Raw genomic sequence first — 19,307 nt, 5'->3', positions numbered from 1 at the left:
AAATCAAAAACTATTTGGAGGCATTTTATCATGGCTGTTATTTCAATGAAACAACTGCTCGAAGCCGGTGTCCACTTTGGTCACCAAACCCGTCGTTGGAACCCTAAGATGAAGCAATACATCTTCACGGAACGTAACGGTATCTACATCATCGACTTACAAAAGACGGTGAAGTTGATTGACGCTGCTTACAACTACATGAAGGACGAAGCTGCTAAAGGCGCCGTTGTTCTGTTTGTTGGGACTAAGAAGCAAGCGCAAGACTCTATCGAAGAAGAAGCTACCCGTGCTGGTCAATACTACGTTAACCACCGTTGGTTAGGTGGGACTTTGACTAACTGGGAAACCATCCAAACTCGGATCAAGCGTCTGAAGTCTTTGAAGAAGATGGCTACTGACGGTACTTTTGATGTTCTTCCTAAGAAGGAAGTTTCCTTACTTAAGAAGTCTCAAGACAAGTTGGAACGTTTCTTAGGCGGTATCGAAGACATGCCTAAGCTGCCTGACGTTATGTTCATCGTTGACCCTCGCAAGGAACAAATCGCTGTTCACGAAGCACAAAAGTTGAACATTCCGATCGTTGCCATGGTTGATACGAACACTGACCCAGACGAAATCGACGTTGTTATCCCATCTAACGATGACGCTATCCGTGCCGTTCGTCTGATCACTTCCAAGATGGCTGATGCCATTGTTGAAGGCCGTCAGGGTGAAGACCAAGTTGACGAAAAGACCTTTGAAAAGAAGTCTGATGCCGCTAAGGGCGACAAGAAGACCGACAACTCAATGGAAAGCATCGTTAACGCTGTCGAAGGCGACAACAAGTAATTAAATGCAAGGTTGCGGGCAACCGCGACTTTCCAAATATGATTTAAAGCACCTTAGGCTGGCTTAATGTTTAGGACCGATAATGGCCTGAGATTGAGTCAGTCTTTTTTGGTGCCTTAGATGAATTGATAAAAGGAGGCCATTACACATGGCAAGTAAAATCACTGCAGCACAAGTTAAAGAGTTACGGGACAAGACTCAAGTTGGGATGATGGATGCTAAGAAGGCCCTCGTTGCCTCTGACGGCGACATGGACAAGGCCATCGACTTCTTACGTGAAAAGGGTATCGCTAAGGCCAAGAAGAAGAGCGGCAACGTTGCTGCTAACGGTTTGGCTCGCGTGAAGGTTGACGGTAACACCGCTGCCATCATCGAAGTCAACTCAGAAACTGACTTTGTCGCAACCAACGACACCTTCAACGGTTTAGTTGACTTAGTTGCCGACACGATTGCCGCTAAGCAACCAGCTGACTTGGATGCTGCTTTGGCATTACCAACTGCTGATGGCTCAACGATCAACGAAGAAATCGTTAAGACCACGCAAGTAACTAGTGAAAACGTGCAATTACGTCGTTTTGCTATCGAAAAGAAGACGGATAGCCAAGTCTTCGGTTCTTACTTACACCAAGGTGGCCAAATCGCCGCATTGGTTGTTTTGGAAGGCGCCGACGAAGCTACTGCCAAGGATGTTGCGATGCACGTCGCTGCCATCAACCCAGAATTCGTTTCTCGCGATGACATTCCTGCTGACCGCTTAGCTCACGAACGCGAAGTTCTGAAGCAAGAAGCCCTCAACGAAGGCAAGCCTGAAAAGATCGTTGAAAAGATGGTTGAAGGCCGTCTGCACAAGTTCTTGTCAGAAATCAGTTTAGCTGACCAACCATTCGTTAAGGATGGCGACCAAACTGTCAGCCAATTCGTTGCTAGCAAGGGTGGCAAGTTAGTCACCTTCGTTCGTTACGAAGTTGGTGAAGGAATCGAAAAGCCAACGGTTGACCTGGCCAAAGAAGTTCAAGACCAAATCAACGGTTAATTCCGAAAGAAAAGCGTAGATTCCGTGAGGGGGTCTGCGCTTTTTTGCTGGAATTAGAATAATGATGGCAATAAAGTAAGTCAAAACAAGTCAGGGATTCTGCGTTACACTAGACTTAGTTGGCGGCGCTGTCAGTGAAAGCTTCCCCAATATGGGGAAATTTGTAAGGAATTGTCACGAAAATCAGGTTTTCGTGCGCCCTGACTATCACTGGCCCCCCGTTTATGATAGAATTATTGTCAGAATACAATAGGAGGAAACACAATGGCGGACGTAAAGTATAAACGGATTATGCTGAAACTCAGTGGCGAGGCTTTGGCCGGCGACAAGGGGTTTGGCATCAATCCGCCAGTAATTAAAACCGTAGCGGAAGAGGTCAAGAGCGTTTATAACTTGGGCATTCAAATCGCTATTGTGGTTGGTGGCGGTAACATGTGGCGCGGGGTTTCTGGCGAACAGATGGGTATGGAACGGGCCCAAGCTGATTACATCGGCATGCTGGCTACCATCATGAACGCACTGGCACTCCAAGATAACTTGGAATCCATCGGGGTCCCGACCCGCGTGCAAACGTCGATTGAGATGCGGCAAATTGCCGAACCTTACATTCGGCGCAAAGCCATTCGGCATTTGGAAAAGGAACGCGTTGTCATCTTTGCTGGGGGCACGGGTTCACCTTACTTCTCCACCGATACCACGGCAGCTTTACGGGCAGCTGAAATCAACGCCGATGCCATCTTGATGGCCAAGAACGGGGTTGACGGCATCTACTCAGCAGATCCCAACAAGGATCCTAACGCCGTGAAGTTTGACCAATTAACACAGTTAGATATTATCAACAAGGGCCTGCACGTCATGGATACGACGGCTAGCTCACTGTCAATGGATAATGATATCCCATTTGTCGTCTTTAACTTGAACCAACCGGGGAACATCCGCAAGGTCGTTGAGGGCGAGAACATTGGGACAACAGTTAGGGGTAAATAATTATGGCTGATCAGATAGTTACAACAGCAGAATCAAAAATGAAAAAGGCGGAAGAAGTCTTAAAGCGTGAGTTGGGAACGATTCGTGCCGGCCGGGCTAACGCCAGTATCTTAAACCGGGTCATGGTAGACTACTATGGCGCCGCAACGCCATTGAACCAAGTGGCTTCCATTACCATTCCAGAAGCCCGGCTCTTACTGGTTACGCCTTACGACAAGTCGGCCTTGGAAGACATCGAAAAGGGTATCTTGGAATCCGATGTCGGCATTACGCCAGCAAACGATGGGTCTGCCCTGCGTTTGGTCATTCCCCAATTAACTGAGGAACGGCGTAAGGAAATTGCTAAACAAGTTAAGGCCAAAGCCGAAGAAGGCAAGGTTGCCGTCCGGAACGTCCGTCGTGACGCCATGGATAGCATCAAAAAAGGCCATAAGAACGGCGATTACACCGATGACGACCTGCACAACCTGGAAGACCAAGTCCAAAAAGTCACCGACAAGGCCATCAAGGGTGTCGACACGATTGCTGCCGACAAGGAAAAGGAAGTTATGACCGACTAACCACCTACAAAAAGGAGCGCTTAAATTATGGCAGAAGACAAGCAAAATAACCAAGAAGACCCAGAAAACATTGAGATCACACCAGGTACTGAACAATTTGGTAAAATGGTCTTTCGTTTAAACAATCCGGTTAACGCGGAAAACGTCTCAATCTTGAACTACAACGGTGCTGAACTGGAGCAAATTCAAGACGGCGTATACGCCCAACCAGCTTTTGTTAGCGATGACTTCAACCTGTTCTTTGTGGTGACCCAATTAATCGGTGACGACTGGATCGTGGCCTTTTCTAAGGCAACTATCGAAAACGGTAATGAGATCACGGACCTGTCCGACCCACTCCCAACCGGGGAAGGCCTGAACCTGTTAGGCCAAGTTAGCGCCGATGACGCCAACAACCTGTTAAGCTACTTTGGCACCTTAGCGGACGCTAAGCGTGGCGAATGGCGGTTAATTGAGTAGCCGGTCAAAATTAAAGTTTTCGCTCAATTTGGGGGCCGGGATAGTTTCCCGGTCTCTTTTTTGTTATGATGAGAGGTTGTAAAGACCAATGGAGGTGCGCCGTGTTTTCATTTTCAAAAAAAGATCAAGCAACGGGTGAAGTGACAGAACGCCAGCTGGATGACGCCAACATCCCGGCTCACGTCGCCATCATTATGGATGGTAACGGCCGGTGGGCGCAGCAGCGACATTTGCCCCGAATTGCCGGACATAAGCAAGGGATGAACACCGTCAAGACAGTTGCCAAGGCAGCGAGTCACTTAGGAGTTAAGGTGTTGACCCTGTACGCCTTCTCAACGGAGAACTGGAAGCGGCCAACCGCCGAAGTTAATTATCTGATGAAGTTGCCCGTGGATTTCTTTGGGACCTTTGTGCCCGACCTAATCAAGAACAACATTCGCGTGAAAGTCATGGGGTACACGGATCAATTGCCAGCCGCGACGCAAAAGGCCGTCAAGGATGCAATCGCAGACACTGCTGATTGCACGGGAATGGTGTTGAACTTCGCGTTGAATTACGGGGGTCGTGCAGAAATCGTGACGGCCGTCCAGACGTTAGCGCAACAAGTTCAGGCAGGCACCTTGGATCCCGCCAAAATTGATGACGCTGCCATCGACCAGCAGTTGATGACCAGTGACCTCGGCGATTTGCGCGATCCTGACCTGTTGATTCGGACCAGTGGCGAAGAGCGCCTGTCGAATTTTATGCTCTGGCAGGTCGCCTACAGCGAGTTTGTCTTCACCCAGCAACATTGGCCAGACTTTGACCAAACAGCTCTGGAAGAGGCTATTTATGAGTATCAACAACGACACCGGCGGTATGGGGGATTAGCCTCCGAACCGGAGAAAAAATAAAATTGAGGAGCTTTTAACATGAGACAACGGGTTATTACGGCGGTCATCGCCTTAATCATATTTATCCCCATTATTATCGCGGGGGGCATCTGGGTGGACATCGCCGCCATTGCGTTAGGTTTGGTTGCGTTGTCAGAAGTCCTGATCATGCGGAAAAAATTGCTGGTCAGCCCAGAAGCTTGGATCTCTGGTATCGGCATCATTGCCGTTATCGCACCTAGCAGCTGGTGGGACTGGTTACCCAGCTATCTGAATCCTTGGTACATCGTTTATTTGTTTGTCCTGTTATTATTGTTACGGACGGTGGTTTCCAAGAACCGGTTCTCCTTTGACGATGCCGGGGTGATTACCCTGAGCATGCTCTACATCGGGATTGGCTTTCACTTCTTCATCGCCGCACGGGGTGTGGGCTTGATTGCTCTGCTGTACGCGCTGTTTATCGTGTGGACGACCGACTCTGGGGCCTACATGATTGGCCGGAAGATTGGGAAGAATAAGTTGGCCCCCCACATCAGTCCCAACAAGACCTGGGAAGGCTCCATCGGTGGATCTTTAGTGGCCACGATTGTCGGGAGTGTCTTCTGGTACTTCTACCCGATCGGTCACTACAGCTTACTGGTCATGGTCCTATTGACGTTGGTCTTCTCCATCGTGGGTCAGTTCGGTGATCTGGTTGAGTCCGCTTTGAAACGCTATTACGGCGTCAAGGACTCTGGGAAGATTTTACCCGGTCATGGTGGCATCTTAGACCGGTTCGATAGTTTACTGTTAGTTCTGCCAGTCATCCATTTATTCGGATTGATTTAGACTTAGCTGTTCGCTTGCGCCCCCTAGGGTTCTTAGGGTATGCTAGGGAGCAGATGCAAAAACGAAACGCTACTCTCGACTGAAGAAGGGACGACACCTGTGATTACAACGATTATTACCTTTGTTATCGTTTTCGGGATTCTGGTCATCGTGCATGAGTTCGGGCATTTTTACTTTGCCAAACGCGGTGGGATCCTGGTGCGTGAATTTTCTATCGGGATGGGCCCCAAGTTGGTCTATCACCGGGGAAAAGATGGGACGACCTACACCCTGCGGCTATTGCCGGTAGGGGGGTACGTCCGGATGGCTGGGGCCGAGGACGACGAGGAAGAAATTAAGCCTGGGACGCCGGTCAGCCTCTACGTCGGCGACAATGAGCAAGTTGAACGAATCAACACCAGTAAGAAATCGACGTTATTTAACGGGATTCCGCTGGAAGTCACCGGCACTGATCTGGAGGACGAACTCTGGATCGAAGGATACGAGAACGGCGACGAATCTGAAGTTAAGCGCTACAGTGTGGCCCACAACGCGACCATTATTGAGGCCGACGGGACCGAGCTGCAAATTGCGCCTAAGGACGTTCAGTTCCAGTCCGCTACGCTGGGTCGCCGGTTAATGACGAACTTTGCCGGGCCGATGAACAACATTTTGTTGGCAATCGTGACCTTTATGCTCATGTCATTCGTTCAGGGTGGCGTGGCGATGGGCACCAACCAGATTCAGGTGGCGAGTTCACCGATTTCTGTGGCCAAGAAGGCCGGCGTCCAGACGAACGATAAGATTACCGCCGTCAACGGCAAGAAGACCACGAGCTGGACGGATCTGAGCAACGCCATCCAGCCACTGGCGCATAAGAAAACCACGCTGACCATTCAACGGGGGTCCACCACGAAGCACGTCACGGTGACGCCCGCTGGCCAAAAGTCTAACGGCAAGACCGTGGGGATGATTGGGATTACCCAGGCGCAGGACAAGCACATTGGGGCCATTTTGGCTTCTGGTTTTACCCAAACTTGGACGATGACCAAGGCGTTGTTTGGTGCGCTGTGGCACATGGTCTCCGGTCACTTTAGCTTGAACGATTTAGGGGGGCCCGTCGCCATCTTTGCGACAACCTCTCAAGCCACGCAGTACGGGGCCGTTGGGGTGCTGAACTTCTTAGCATTCCTCTCAATTAACTTGGCAATTGTCAATTTATTGCCAATTCCAGCCCTCGATGGTGGTAAAATATTATTAAACTTTATTGAAGCCATTCGACGCAAACCACTTTCAGAAAATGTGGAAGCGGCGATTACGTTGGTGGGAGTCGGGTTCTTAGTTCTACTGATGCTCTTAGTGACGTGGAACGATATTGAACGTTACTTCATTCATTAACAAATTCGGTCGTTACGGGAAGGGAATATTTAACTATGAAACAATCGAAACTACTCATTCCAACTTTGAAGGAAGTTCCGAATGGGGCAGAAGCGTTGAGCCACCAAATGATGTTACGGGCGGGGTATATTCGCCAAGTCACTGCGGGGGTTTACGCTTATTTGCCACTGGCTTACCGGGTCTTAGCGAACATCGAAACGATCATTCGCGAGGAAATGGAAAAGATTGACGCGGTTGAAACGTTGATGCCAGCCATTTTACCCGCTACCTTATGGCAAGATTCTGGCCGTTACGAGACGTACGGTCCCAACTTATTTAAGTTTAAGAACCGCCACGACACGGACTTTATCTTAGGGCCGACCCACGAAGAAACCTTTACCATGTTGATTCGTGACGCCGTTAAGTCTTACAAGCGGTTGCCATTGGTGATGTACCAAATCCAACCTAAGTACCGGGATGAAGATCGGCCACGGTACGGCTTATTACGGGGCCGTGAGTTCATCATGAAGGATGCTTACTCCTTCTCAATCAACGATGAAGACCTAGACCGAATCTACGATCAAATGGAACAGGCTTACGAGAACATCTTCAACCGGGTCGGCTTGAACTACCGGGCCATCGTTGGGGACGGTGGTGCCATGGGTGGGAAAGATTCCAAGGAATTCTCCGCCATTGCACCCGTTGGGGAGGATACGATTGTCTACTCCGACTCCTCTGATTATGCGGCTAACTTGGAAATGGCGAAGAGCCTCTTTATCAGTAAGAAGTCTCACGCCCAAGCCGAAGACCTGAAGAAGGTGGCGACGCCTGGTGCCAAGACCATTGATGAAGTTGCCGACTTCTTTGACGTGAAGCCAACAGCCTTAATCAAGAGCATGCTCTACATTGCCAACAAGGAACAACCCGTCATGGTCTTGGTTCGTGGGGATCACGAAGTCAACGAAACCAAGTTAAAGAACTACTTGGATGCTGACTTCTTAGACCCCGCAACGCCAGAGGACGCCAAGAAGTTCCTGAACGCTAACTTTGGTTCGCTCGGCCCTGTCGGTGTTGGTGAAGACGTTAAGATCTTAGCCGACCAATACGTGGGCGACATGGTCAACGTGATCGTCGGTGCCGATGAAGATGGCTACCATTACGTGAACGCCAACGCTGGCCGCGATTTCCGGGTCGACGCCTACGATGACTTTAGAGATGTCCAACCGGGTGACCTGTCACCAGATGGTTCCGGCGTCTTGAAGTTTACTAAGGGCATTGAAATTGGCCATATCTTTAAGTTAGGAACGCGTTACTCCGATGCACTCGGCGCAACCGTTCTGGACGAAGGTGGCCGGCAAAAGCCTGTTGTGATGGGTTCTTACGGTATCGGTGTGAGCCGCTTACTGTCCGCTATCGCCGAACAACAAGCTGATGAGAACGGGCTGGTTTGGCCCCGGAACATCGCGCCATTTGATATTCACCTGGTTCCCGTCAACCTGAAGAAGGAAGACCAAGCTAACCTGACGGCTGAACTCGAAAATGAGTTGACGGCCAAGGGTTACCGCGTGCTGACCGATGACCGGAAAGAACGCCCAGGCGTGAAGTTCGCTGACTCTGATTTGATGGGGATTCCGGTCCGCATCACGATTGGGAAAAAGGCCGGCGAAGGTATCGTTGAAATTAAAATTCGCAAGACTGGTGAAACGGTCGAAGTGATCAAGGACGAGGTTGCTAGTACCGTTGAAATCCTGTTCAAGGACATCGACTAGCGACACCGTAAAGACCAGCATTGATGGCTGGTCTTTTTGGTTCCTCACAGAAATGTTTCAAGTTATGAAAGGAGTTTCCTCGTGGACGAAGATCGCCATGCTTTATTTGAAAAATTACTACAACAACTAGATCTGTCTGCTGCTGCGGCGCAACCGTATTTCCAGACGGCCACCATCGACCGGCTCACGGTGCACGAGCAATCACGGCGGTGGCACTTCTTCTTGAAGTTACCAAGTTTGATGCCGTTCACGGCTTTCGTTGATTTTCACAATCATTTACAAATGGCCTTTAAGGATATTGCTAAGGTCGAGGCGACCTTGGAAGTGGACCAGCCGGAACTGACGAACCGGGCGCTCGGGGACTACTGGAAGTGGGTCGTGGAAAACAGCGGCTTGACCAGTAACCTGGTGCAGGAATTATGTCAGTCACAGGTTCCGGGGCTGGACGAAGATAACCGGGTGCTGTTATACGCGCAAAATGAGGTCGTCAAAGACTTTTTGACCAACCAGGCCCTCGGCCCGTTGGAAGCCACGTACCGGGATGCCGGGTTCCCTAAGTTTAATATCAAGGTCATGGTCGACGAGTCTAAGTCGCAGGCCAAGATTGATGAATTCAAAGCCCGTCAGGAAAAGAACGATGCCCAGCTGGCCCAACAGGCGGCTGCGGCGATTGAAAAGGCCAATCAGAAACGAGCCGCCCAGGGCGATACGCCAGCTGCGGAGGGTCCCACTCAGATTGGGAAGACCATCAAGGGTGACCAACCAATTACGCGGATGGTGGATATTACCCAAGAGGAACGCTCCGTGGTGGTTGAAGGTTACGTCTTCGACAAGGAAGTGCGGAAGTTACGGTCAGGTCGGCAACTGTTGACCCTAAAGATCACCGACTACACGTCCTCGTTTGCCGTGAAAAAATTCTCTCGGGGAGCGGAAGATGAAGCCCAATTTGCTGGGGTCGAAGAAGGTAGCTGGGTCAAGGTTCGCGGGAGCGTGCAGGAAGATACCTACATGCATGACCTGGCCTTGAACGCCTACGATATCAACCAAGTTAAGCACGCTATGCGCCAGGATACCGCGCCGGCGGATGAGAAACGGGTCGAACTCCATTTACACACGTCCATGAGCCAAATGGATGCGACGAACCCCATCACGGATTACGTGAGCCGGGCGAAAAAGTGGGGGATGCCAGCGCTGGCCATTACCGACCACGCCGACGTTCAGGGATTCCCGGCGGCCTTCAATTCGGGGTCTAAGGCAGGAATCAAGATGCTCTATGGGGTGGAAGCTAACCTGGTGGACGATGGGGTCCCAATCGGGTACAACAGCGCTCACGAGGCCTTAGACGGGGCCACGTACGTTGTTTTTGACGTGGAAACCACTGGGTTGTCTGCCATTTACGATAAAGTTATCGAACTCTCAGCGGTCAAGATGCAGCATAAAAACGTCATCGAACAGTTTGAAGAATTCATTGACCCGGGGTTCCCTCTGTCCGAGCAGACCACCAATTTGACCAGTATTACGGATGATATGGTTGCCGGTTCCAAGTCGGAAGAGGAAGTCTTTAAGCTCTTCCGCGAATTCTGTGGGGATGCCATCATCGTTGGGCATAACGTCACGTTTGACGTGGGGTTCATGAACACCGGATACCAACGTCACGGGATGCCCGAAATCAGTAACCCGATCATTGATACCTTAACGTTGGCACGGTTCCTGTACCCAACGTTGAAGAGTTACCGGTTAAACACCTTGGCTAAACGCTTCCATGTCAGCCTGGAGCACCATCACCGAGCCGTTTACGATGCGGAATCCACGGGACACTTGAACTATCTGTTCCTGAAGGATGCCGAGGACCGCTACAATATTCAGTATCATGATCAATTAAACGATCACATGACCGACAACGATGCCTATAAGCACGCACGGCCGAGCCATGCCATTTTGATTGCCAAGACCCAGGACGGGTTGAAGAACATGTTTAAGCTGGTTTCGGCCTCGAACGTGGACTACTTTTACCGGGTGCCACGGGTGCCACGCAGCTTGCTGGACAAGTACCGGGACGGCATCATTGTCGGTTCAGCTTGTTCGTCCGGTGAAGTCTTTACGGCCATGATGCAAAAGGGCCAGGTCGAGGCGGCAGCGAAGGCCAAGTACTATGATTACTTGGAAGTCCAACCCAAGGCGGCCTACAAACCCCTGATTGATTCCGGCTTGATTGCTGACGAGGCCAACCTGGAAGAGATTGTGGGCAACATGGTCAAGCTGGGGCATGACCTCAACAAGCCCGTTGTGGCGACCGGGGATGTGCATTACCTGGATCCGGAAGACTACATTTACCGAAAGATCCTGATTCACTCCCAGGGGGGCGCTAACCCGCTGAACCGTCACGAACTACCGGACGCGCATTTCATGACAACTAATGAAATGTTGGACGACTTTGCTTACCTGGGACCGGAAACGGCCAAGGAAATCGTGGTCACCAACACGCAGAAGATTGCCAACGACGTGGACGAGGTTCATCCGTTAAAGGATAAGCTGTACACACCACGGATGGAGGGTGCCGAGGATGAAATTCGGCAACGGACCATGGATACCGCGCACGCGTGGTATGGCGATCCGCTGCCCGAACTGGTGCAGCACCGGGTCGACCGGGAACTGAAGTCCATCATCGGCAACGGGTTCTCCGTGATTTATTTGATTGCCCAACGATTGGTAGCCAAATCCAATAAGGATGGATACTTAGTTGGGTCACGGGGGTCCGTTGGGTCCAGTGTGGTGGCCACGTTCACCGGAATTACCGAAGTGAATCCGTTGCCCCCACACTACCGGTGCCCGAACTGTCAGTATTCTCATTTCTATACCAAAGGGGAATACAGTTCTGGCTACGATTTACCCGAAAAGAATTGCCCCAACTGTGGCACGTTAATGATCGGTGACGGCCATAACATTCCTTTCGAAACTTTCTTAGGGTTTAAGGGAAACAAGGTCCCCGATATCGATTTGAACTTCTCCGGGGACTACCAACCGATTGCCCACAACTATACCAAAGTCTTGTTCGGTGAGAAAAATGTGTACCGGGCCGGCACAATTGGGACGGTGGCGGACAAGACCGGTTACGGGTACGTCAAGGCTTACGAACGAGACACCGAGCAGAACTTACGGGGCGCCGAGATTGACCGGCTAGCCAAGGGTGTGACCGGGGTCAAGCGAAACACGGGGCAACATCCCGCGGGAATCATTGTTGTGCCGGACTACATGGATATTTACGACTTTACGCCGATCCAGTACCCAGCCGATGACCAGAACGCGGCTTGGCAAACGACCCACTTCGATTTCCATTCGATCCATGATAATATTTTGAAAATTGATATTCTGGGACATGATGATCCCACGATGATCCGGACGCTCCAAGATTTATCTGGGGTCGATCCGCAGACCATTCCAATGGATGATCCCGGGGTCATGGCGTTGTTCTCCGGGACGGATTCCTTAGGCGTGACGCCGGAAGAAATTCAATCCAAGACCGGGACGCTGGGTGTACCTGAATTTGGGACGCGGTTTGTCCGGGGGATGCTGGAAGAAACGCATCCGCAGAACTACTCGCAATTGCTCCAAATTTCTGGCCTCTCTCACGGGACCGATGTGTGGTTAGGAAACGCCGAGGAATTAATCAAGAACGGTACCGCCACCATTGCCAACGTGATTGGGTGTCGGGATAACATCATGACCGACTTGATCAACTTCGGTCTTGATTCCGAAACGTCCTTCCAGGTCATGGAACACGTACGGAAAGGCCGGGGTATCCCGGATGAATGGCAAGAGAAAATGAAGGAGACCGACTGTCCGGACTGGTACATTGATTCTTGTTTGAAGATCAAGTACATGTTCCCCCGGGCCCATGCTGCAGCCTACGTGCTGATGGCGTTACGGGTGGCCTACTTCAAGGTCTACTTCCCAATCATTTACTACGCGGCTTACTTCTCCGTGCGGGCCGATGACTTTGACGTCGTCGCCATGTCGCAGGGGAAGACGGCGGTTAAGGCGGCTATGAAGGCCATCAACGACCAGGGGATGGATGCGTCCACCAAGGACAAAAACCTCCTGACCGTGTTGGAATTGGCCAACGAAATGCTCGAACGGGGCTTCAACTTTAAGATGATCGACTTGGAACGTTCCGACGCTGCCGACTGGATCATTGATGGTGACACGCTGATTGCGCCATTCCAAGCCGCACCTGGTTTGGGATTGAACGTCGCCAAGCAAATCGTGGCTGCCCGGAACGACCGGCCATTCATTTCCAAGGAAGATCTGGCCAAACGCGGGAAGGTCTCGAAGACCATCATCGACTTTATGACTGAGAACGGCGTGCTGAAGGGCTTGCCGGACGAGAACCAACTCAGCCTCTTCGACGACATGATGTAACCGCTCCTGCCGCAAAGTTGTGCGTTGGCCGCGCCTTGCCAGGCGAGAAAAATGGGCCGGAACGCTGGTTCAACTCTCGCGGTCACGGCGCCTTACCGGGCGGTGAAAATAAACCGGAACGCTGAGGGCGGACAGCCGAAGCCAGAGAGCAGTCTTCGGCTTCGCTTTGAGCCTCAAAGGACGAGTCTCAAAGACGCTAATTGCCTTGGCGAACCGCCAAGGCAATTCCCACAGCTGAGTTTATTTTCGCCGCCCTCACGGCTGACACTAGTTGAACCCGGTTCACGGCAACATCAGGTTACTTTGTATGATATTGTGTATGACTTTGTGTTAAGAAGGTGGAATTCCCAAGAGGGGTTCTGCCTTTTTGTTTACGCTTATTTTTGTTTTTTAAAGTCAGCACTGAAAGTTTTGAGAGAGCAATGATGACGGAAAAAGTTCCTGGTCAAATGAGTTAGTTCGATGACCGTTAGATTGCGCGTTAGAATTTGCTAAAGGTATTTCCAGTTTACGTGACTGCCTATATGGGTAGCTAATCGTGATCTTGGGCTAAGACAGTGTGAGCCGCAGGTCTGGTGAAAATGGGCTCAGCCGTGGGAATGCCCTTAGTGGCGCACTTTGCCGCTTAGGGCATTGCTGTCTTTGAGACGCGATTCTCAGCGACTCAAAGTAAGACCGGAGACCGTAATTTGGCTCCGGTCGTTCGCCCACCGCGTTCCGATTTATTTTCGCTTCCCGGTAAGTCGTAGACAAAGAGCAAATGCCTAAACAATCGAACTGTAAACGCTTACAAGACCCGCTAACTATGGTATAATTTACTTAAGGAAAACGTAAACCATTAATAAACTTTAGCGAAAGCGGGTGTTCACCATGTTACGGCGGTTCGTGAGATTACCAGATGGGTGGATTTTTCTGGCAGGTTATTGTTTGCTTGGCTTAGGTTACATTTTGTTCGGTATCATGGCGAGCGTGGGTGAGGCCACGTTCTTGGCGATGGTGTTAGCCTACTTCGTGGTGGCTTTCATCCTCACGTTAATTAAGGCCATTAGTTTGAAATCGATGGCGACGACGCGTTTGAATTTCTTAGTCTTTGAATTTATCACGATTGTCGGTTTCATTTTGCTCCTGTTGACTTGTGAAGCGTAAGGGGCACCACGGTTGCAATCACGCGGTAGCTGTAGTAAACTAGCTCTTGTAGTTAAACTCGTTTTTTAAATGAGTGAGCAGTCATTGCTCACTCTTTTTAATGGAAAAATATAGGAGGCGGAATTCTTTGAGTACTGTCGTCGAGACCGTGACGGCCTTAGCCCAGCCAATCGTGGCGCAGCATCAGTTTGAACTAGTTGACGTTGAATTTGTCAAAGAAGGTAAGAGTTGGTACCTGCGGCTCTACATCGATAAGCCGGGGGGCATCAACATTGAAGAATGTGCGATGGTCAGTGATGAGATATCCGAAAAAATGGATAGCTTAGATCCAGACCCCATTCCTCAAGCCTACTTCTTGGAGGTATCCTCACCGGGTGCCGAACGACCATTGAAGAAGCCGGCCGACTTTGAAAAGGCTGTGGGGGATTACATCCACGTGTCCCTTTACCAAAAGATCGGTAATAGCAAGGTTTATGAAGGAACTTTGGAATCATTAAGCGCAGATAGTCTGGCATTAACGGTTAATCTAAAAGGTCGCATCAAGACCTTAACGATTCCCCGCGATGCCATTGCGCAAGCCCGGTTAGCTATCAAGTTCTAACAATAAGGAGCGAAACAACACATGAGTAAAGAATTATTGGGTGCCTTAGATGTTCTGGAAACGGAAAAAGGCATCGACAAACAAATCGTGATTGACGCCCTCGAAGCCGCTTTGGTTTCGGCATACAAGCGTAATTACGACCAAGCCCAAAACGTTGAGGTCAACTTTGACCAACGGAAAGGGGACATTCACGTTTTTGCCGTTAAGAAAGTCGTTGACCAAGTCTACGATTCACGGTTGGAAGTTAGCCTGGATGAAGCCCTGACCATCAACAAGGGTTACGAAATTGGTGATGACATCAAGTTTGAGGTCACCCCTAAAAACTTCGGTCGAATCGCTGCGCAAACGGCCAAACAGGTTATCCTGCAACGGGTTCGTGAAGCCGAACGGAACATCATCTACAACCAATACAGCCAATACGAAAATGAAATCGTGACCGGGGAAGTTGAACGCCAGGATTCACGGTTCGTTTACGTCAGCTTGGGCAAGGTTGAAGCCGTGATGGGTCGTCAGGATCAAATGCCTAACGAAACCTACCGGATTCACGACCGCATCAAGGTTTACGTGACCCGTGTGGAAAACGCCACCAAGGGCCCACAAGTCTTTGTTAGCCGGACCCACGCCGATTTATTGAAGCGGTTATTTGAACAAGAAGTCCCAGAAGTTTACGATGGGACTGTGGAAATCATGGCGATTGCGCGTGAAGCCGGTGACCGGGCCAAGGTTGCGGTTCGCTCAAACAACCCTGATATCGACCCCGTGGGGACCAGTGTCGGCCCTCGTGGTCAACGGGTTCAGACCATCGTGAATGAACTCGGTGGTGAAAACATGGATATCGTTGAATGGACCGATGATGAAGCCAAGTTTATCGCTAACGCGTTGAACCCAGCCGAAGTCTTGGACGTTATCTTTGACCCGAACAACGAACGGGCTTGCCAAGTTATCGTGCCAGATTATCAATTATCCCTGGCCATTGGTAAGCGGGGCCAAAATGCCCGTTTAGCCGCTAAGTTGACCGGTTATAAGATCGATATCAAATCAGAATCCGAAGCATCTGCTATAATGGAAGCTGATCAGACTGCTAGCGACGACACGACTGACGCCAGTGATACTTCTGCCGCAGCGACGCCTGATGAAGACGCGGCTGCAACCACTGAAGCCACGACGGACGTTCCATCAGCTGAGACTGAAACGACTGAAGATGCCGCAACGGCAACCCCAGCTGATTCAGCAGCGGATACCGACGCCACTAGTGACGCTACCGACGACGGTGACGACGCCGAATAGCGCCATTTACAAGGAGGGTTAGGTCCATGAAACAACGGAAGATCCCTATGCGCAAGGATATTGTGACTGGGGAAATGGCACCAAAGAAACAATTGGTGCGGGTCGTCCGCAACCAAGAACAAGCGGTCAGCATTGATCCTACCGGCAAGCAATCCGGGCGTGGGGCTTACATCAGTTTGGATGTTGCCATTGCGCAACGGGCCAAGAAGGAACGGACCTTTGACCACGCTTTTGGTGTTAAGATCGATGATCAATTTTACGATGATTTAATTGCGTATGTTGATCATCAGCAAGCACGACGGGAATTATTCGACAATGACTAATCCCGAGCGTGCCTTACAATTATTAGGACTGGTCCGGCGAGCAGGTAAACTGGTTACCGGCGAGTCCTTTGTCCTAGCCGCCGTGCGGGATAGATCAGCTAAATTGGTACTCATGGCCAGTGACACCGGTAAGAGTAGCCAAAAGCAATTTCGCGATAAAACGACGAGCTATGGCGTCCCATTGAATGAATCATTTACTAAGGACCAACTGAGCACGGCCATTGGGTCGGCGCGCACGGTCATCGCAATTACTGATCCGGGATTTGTCCGGAAGTTACAACAATTACTTGAGTAGCCACCTGACGTTCTCGTGATCGGTAGAATATTAAGGAGTGTGAAGATATGGGGAAAAAGCGAATCTATGAACTCGCAAAAGAAATTAATGTCTCCAGTAAACAGATCATCGCGAAAGCCGAAGAAAAAGGCTTTCCGGTGAAAAACCACATGTCAACGCTCGGCGAGAACGAAGAACGTCAGTTACGGGCTGCTTTTAAGCCTCAAGGCAAGCCAGTAGCTAAACCAGCCGCTGGTAAGTCGCAGCCGGCTCGGCAATCTGCGTCAAGTACGCAGGCTGCCCGACCAGCACAATCCGGGAACCAAACCCGTGGCAACGCAACGACTCACCAGAACCATGGGAGTTCGCAGCAGTCCGGTAATCAGCAGAAGTCGTCTACGAACGGGAAACAACCACGTTCACAGCAAAATTCGGCTGGCGGGAACCGTAACCAACAGAACGGCAACAATGGCAACCGGAACCATAATAATGGTAATGGGGGCAACAATCAGAATCACCGTAACAACAATAAAAATAATGGCCAGACCGGGAGTACACACACTGAGCAACATAATTCCGGTACCGGCAGATTTGGTGGAAGCTTGAATAATAATACAAACAATAGTAACGGCCGGCGTAGCAACGGTGGCAACGGCAATAGCCGTGGGGGCCGTAATAACCGGAACAACCGCAATAACCGCCGTCGTAATAATAACAACAATCGTTATAAGAAGAACCAACGGATTAAGGACACGAACCAACACAAGGGCGCACCAGAACGGAAGAACAAGGCTTTACCAGAAGTTCTGGTCTACTCCGATGGGATGAACGCCCAAGACTTGGCAAAAATCTTACACCGTTCTTCAGCTGAAATCGTGAAGAAACTCTTCATGTTGGGCGTCATGGTCAACCAAAACCAATCCCTGGATAAGGATACGATTGAAATTTTGGCCGACGACTATGGCATCCAGGCCCAAGAAAAGGTTGAAGTCGACGTTTCTGATATCGATAAGGCCTTTGATGAAGAAATGGCTAACAAGGATCACCTGGTTTCTCGGGCACCAGTCGTTACCATCATGGGTCACGTTGACCATGGGAAGACGACGTTGCTGGACCACTTACGTCATTCTCACATTACTGAGGGTGAAGCCGGTGGGATCACGCAGGCCATTGGGGCTTACCAAGTCCACTACAATGACAAGCTGATTACCTTCTTGGATACCCCAGGACATGCGGCCTTTACTGAAATGCGGGCCCGTGGTGCCGAAATTACCGACATCACTGTCTTAGTGGTTGCTGCCGATGATGGGGTTATGCCACAAACCATCGAAGCCATTCACCATGCGAAGGCTGCTGGGACGCCAATTATCGTGGCTGTGAACAAGATCGATAAGCCAGGTGCTAACCCGAACCACGTTATGGAACAATTGACGGAATACGAATTGATTCCTGAAGACTGGGGTGGCGACACCATTTTCGTTGAAATTTCAGCGAAGTTTGGCAAGAATATCGACGAACTGCTCGACATGATCTTACTGCAGTCCGAAGTCTTGGAATTAAAGGCTAACCCTGAACAAAACGGTGCTGGGAACGTTATCGAAGCCCGTTTGGATCAAGGTCAAGGTTCTGTTGCGACCTTACTGGTTCAACAAGGGACCTTACACGTTGGGGACCCAATCGTTGTTGGGAACACGTTTGGTCGTGTCCGGACGATGGTCAACGAACGTGGTCGTCGGATCAAGGACGCCGTGCCATCAACCCCTGTTGAAATTACTGGGTTGAACGACGTGCCAGAAGCTGGGGACCGGTTCGTGGTCTTCAACGATGAAAAGACTGCGCGGGCAGCCGGTGAAGAACGGGCCAAGGAAGCCTTGGTCAAGGAACGCCGGAACACGAGTCATGTCACGTTGGACAACCTCTTCGATTCCCTTAAGGAAGGCGAAATGAAGGAAGTTGACGTCATCATCAAGGCCGACGTTCAAGGTTCCGTTGAAGCCTTGGCTGGGAGCTTGAAGAAGATCGACGTCTCTGGCGTGCGGGTCAACATCATTCACTCTGCCGTTGGTGCCATTAACGAAAGTGATGTCACTTTGGCGGAAGCCTCAGATGCCATCATTATCGGGTTCAACGTCCGGCCAACGCCGCAAGCACGGGCCCAAGCCGACAGCGACAAGGTCGACATCCGGCTGCACAACGTCATCTACAACGCTATCGATGAAATTGAGACGGCGATGAAGGGGCTGTTGGAACCAACCTACGAAGAAGAAATCACTGGTGAAATTGAAGTCAAGGATATCTTCCATGCCTCTAAGGTCGGCACAATTGTCGGTGGGATGGTGACTGAAGGTTACGTCAACGCTGACAGCGACGTCCGGTTGATTCGTGACGGCGTGGTCATTTACGAAGGTAAGTTGGGTAGCTTGAAGCGGTTCAAGGACGACGTCAAGCAAGTTAAGATGGGTTATGAATTAGGATTAACTATCGAGAACTACAACGACATCAAGGTGGGCGACGTGATCGAAGCCTACGTGATGAAGGAAGTTCCCGTTAAATAAATAATCGGAG

General features: G+C 50.5%; 16 protein-coding genes. All 16 read left to right on the top strand.

All coding sequences use genetic code 11. The annotated features are described in order from the left end of the window. Positions 1-30 precede the first annotated feature (30 nt). The 16 genes from rpsB (at position 31) to infB (ending at position 19,297) form a co-directional block, all read left to right on the top strand. Complete coding sequence (rpsB, locus tag EKM84_RS01375) at positions 31-828, top strand: 30S ribosomal protein S2 (protein ID WP_125762893.1); 798 nt, start codon at positions 31-33, stop codon at positions 826-828. 148 nt (positions 829-976) lie between these two features. After that, entirely contained in the window at positions 977-1,861 is an 885-nt protein-coding gene (gene tsf, locus EKM84_RS01370) for a translation elongation factor Ts (RefSeq protein WP_125762890.1), read from the top strand. Positions 1,862-2,125: 264 nt separating this feature from the next. After that, the gene (pyrH, locus tag EKM84_RS01365; protein WP_125762888.1) at positions 2,126-2,848 is read left to right on the top strand and encodes a UMP kinase; all 723 of its coding nucleotides are present in this window, start codon (positions 2,126-2,128) and stop codon (positions 2,846-2,848) included. A 2-nt stretch (positions 2,849-2,850) separates the two neighbouring features. Further along, positions 2,851-3,408: a ribosome recycling factor gene (frr, locus tag EKM84_RS01360; RefSeq protein WP_125762886.1), complete on the top strand. Its 558-nt coding sequence runs from the start codon at positions 2,851-2,853 to the stop codon at positions 3,406-3,408. Between the two features lie 27 nt (positions 3,409-3,435). Beyond that, positions 3,436-3,867: a hypothetical protein gene (locus tag EKM84_RS01355; protein WP_125762884.1), complete on the top strand. Its 432-nt coding sequence runs from the start codon at positions 3,436-3,438 to the stop codon at positions 3,865-3,867. Between the two features lie 101 nt (positions 3,868-3,968). Next, positions 3,969-4,760: an isoprenyl transferase gene (locus EKM84_RS01350; RefSeq protein WP_125762882.1), complete on the top strand. Its 792-nt coding sequence runs from the start codon at positions 3,969-3,971 to the stop codon at positions 4,758-4,760. An 18-nt stretch (positions 4,761-4,778) separates the two neighbouring features. Continuing rightward, entirely contained in the window at positions 4,779-5,567 is a 789-nt protein-coding gene (locus EKM84_RS01345; RefSeq protein ID WP_125762880.1) for a phosphatidate cytidylyltransferase, read from the top strand. A gap of 99 nt (positions 5,568-5,666) precedes the next feature. Then, positions 5,667-6,944, top strand: coding sequence for an RIP metalloprotease RseP (gene rseP / locus EKM84_RS01340; RefSeq protein ID WP_125762878.1), 1,278 nt, complete (start codon positions 5,667-5,669; stop codon positions 6,942-6,944). Between the two features lie 35 nt (positions 6,945-6,979). Beyond that, on the top strand, positions 6,980-8,692 hold the full coding sequence (locus EKM84_RS01335; RefSeq protein ID WP_125762876.1) for a proline--tRNA ligase: 1,713 nt from the start codon (positions 6,980-6,982) through the stop codon (positions 8,690-8,692). A gap of 81 nt (positions 8,693-8,773) precedes the next feature. Continuing rightward, entirely contained in the window at positions 8,774-13,111 is a 4,338-nt protein-coding gene (locus EKM84_RS01330) for a PolC-type DNA polymerase III (RefSeq protein ID WP_125762874.1), read from the top strand. A 927-nt stretch (positions 13,112-14,038) separates the two neighbouring features. Next, complete coding sequence (locus EKM84_RS01325) at positions 14,039-14,257, top strand: hypothetical protein (RefSeq protein ID WP_225418108.1); 219 nt, start codon at positions 14,039-14,041, stop codon at positions 14,255-14,257. Between the two features lie 127 nt (positions 14,258-14,384). After that, positions 14,385-14,858, top strand: coding sequence for a ribosome maturation factor RimP (gene rimP / locus EKM84_RS01320; protein ID WP_125762869.1), 474 nt, complete (start codon positions 14,385-14,387; stop codon positions 14,856-14,858). Between the two features lie 21 nt (positions 14,859-14,879). After that, positions 14,880-16,145, top strand: a complete 1,266-nt coding sequence (gene nusA / locus EKM84_RS01315; RefSeq protein ID WP_125762867.1) for a transcription termination factor NusA — start codon at positions 14,880-14,882, stop codon at positions 16,143-16,145. Between the two features lie 26 nt (positions 16,146-16,171). Further along, positions 16,172-16,468, top strand: a complete 297-nt coding sequence (gene rnpM / locus EKM84_RS01310; protein ID WP_125579840.1) for an RNase P modulator RnpM — start codon at positions 16,172-16,174, stop codon at positions 16,466-16,468. Next, on the top strand, positions 16,461-16,763 hold the full coding sequence (locus tag EKM84_RS01305) for a L7Ae/L30e/S12e/Gadd45 family ribosomal protein (RefSeq protein ID WP_125762865.1): 303 nt from the start codon (positions 16,461-16,463) through the stop codon (positions 16,761-16,763). The genes rnpM and EKM84_RS01305 overlap by 8 nt, the downstream gene beginning before the upstream one ends. A gap of 47 nt (positions 16,764-16,810) precedes the next feature. Beyond that, positions 16,811-19,297: a translation initiation factor IF-2 gene (gene infB, locus EKM84_RS01300; RefSeq protein WP_125762863.1), complete on the top strand. Its 2,487-nt coding sequence runs from the start codon at positions 16,811-16,813 to the stop codon at positions 19,295-19,297. Positions 19,298-19,307 lie beyond the last annotated feature (10 nt).

It is taken from the genome of Levilactobacillus mulengensis (assembly GCF_003946045.1).
Lineage (GTDB): Bacteria > Bacillota > Bacilli > Lactobacillales > Lactobacillaceae > Levilactobacillus > Levilactobacillus mulengensis.
Note: the sequence above shows the minus strand (reverse complement) of the source record. Positions and strands in the feature narration are given on the sequence as shown.

Coding starts and splice junctions, on each gene's coding strand:
- rpsB (WP_125762893.1), top strand. CDS start 31: ATGGCTGTTATTTCAATGAAACAACTGCTCGAAGCCGGTGTCCACTTT.
- tsf (WP_125762890.1), top strand. CDS start 977: ATGGCAAGTAAAATCACTGCAGCACAAGTTAAAGAGTTACGGGACAAG.
- pyrH (WP_125762888.1), top strand. CDS start 2,126: ATGGCGGACGTAAAGTATAAACGGATTATGCTGAAACTCAGTGGCGAG.
- frr (WP_125762886.1), top strand. CDS start 2,851: ATGGCTGATCAGATAGTTACAACAGCAGAATCAAAAATGAAAAAGGCG.
- EKM84_RS01355 (WP_125762884.1), top strand. CDS start 3,436: ATGGCAGAAGACAAGCAAAATAACCAAGAAGACCCAGAAAACATTGAG.
- EKM84_RS01345 (WP_125762880.1), top strand. CDS start 4,779: ATGAGACAACGGGTTATTACGGCGGTCATCGCCTTAATCATATTTATC.
- EKM84_RS01335 (WP_125762876.1), top strand. CDS start 6,980: ATGAAACAATCGAAACTACTCATTCCAACTTTGAAGGAAGTTCCGAAT.
- nusA (WP_125762867.1), top strand. CDS start 14,880: ATGAGTAAAGAATTATTGGGTGCCTTAGATGTTCTGGAAACGGAAAAA.
- rnpM (WP_125579840.1), top strand. CDS start 16,172: ATGAAACAACGGAAGATCCCTATGCGCAAGGATATTGTGACTGGGGAA.
- EKM84_RS01305 (WP_125762865.1), top strand. CDS start 16,461: ATGACTAATCCCGAGCGTGCCTTACAATTATTAGGACTGGTCCGGCGA.
- infB (WP_125762863.1), top strand. CDS start 16,811: ATGGGGAAAAAGCGAATCTATGAACTCGCAAAAGAAATTAATGTCTCC.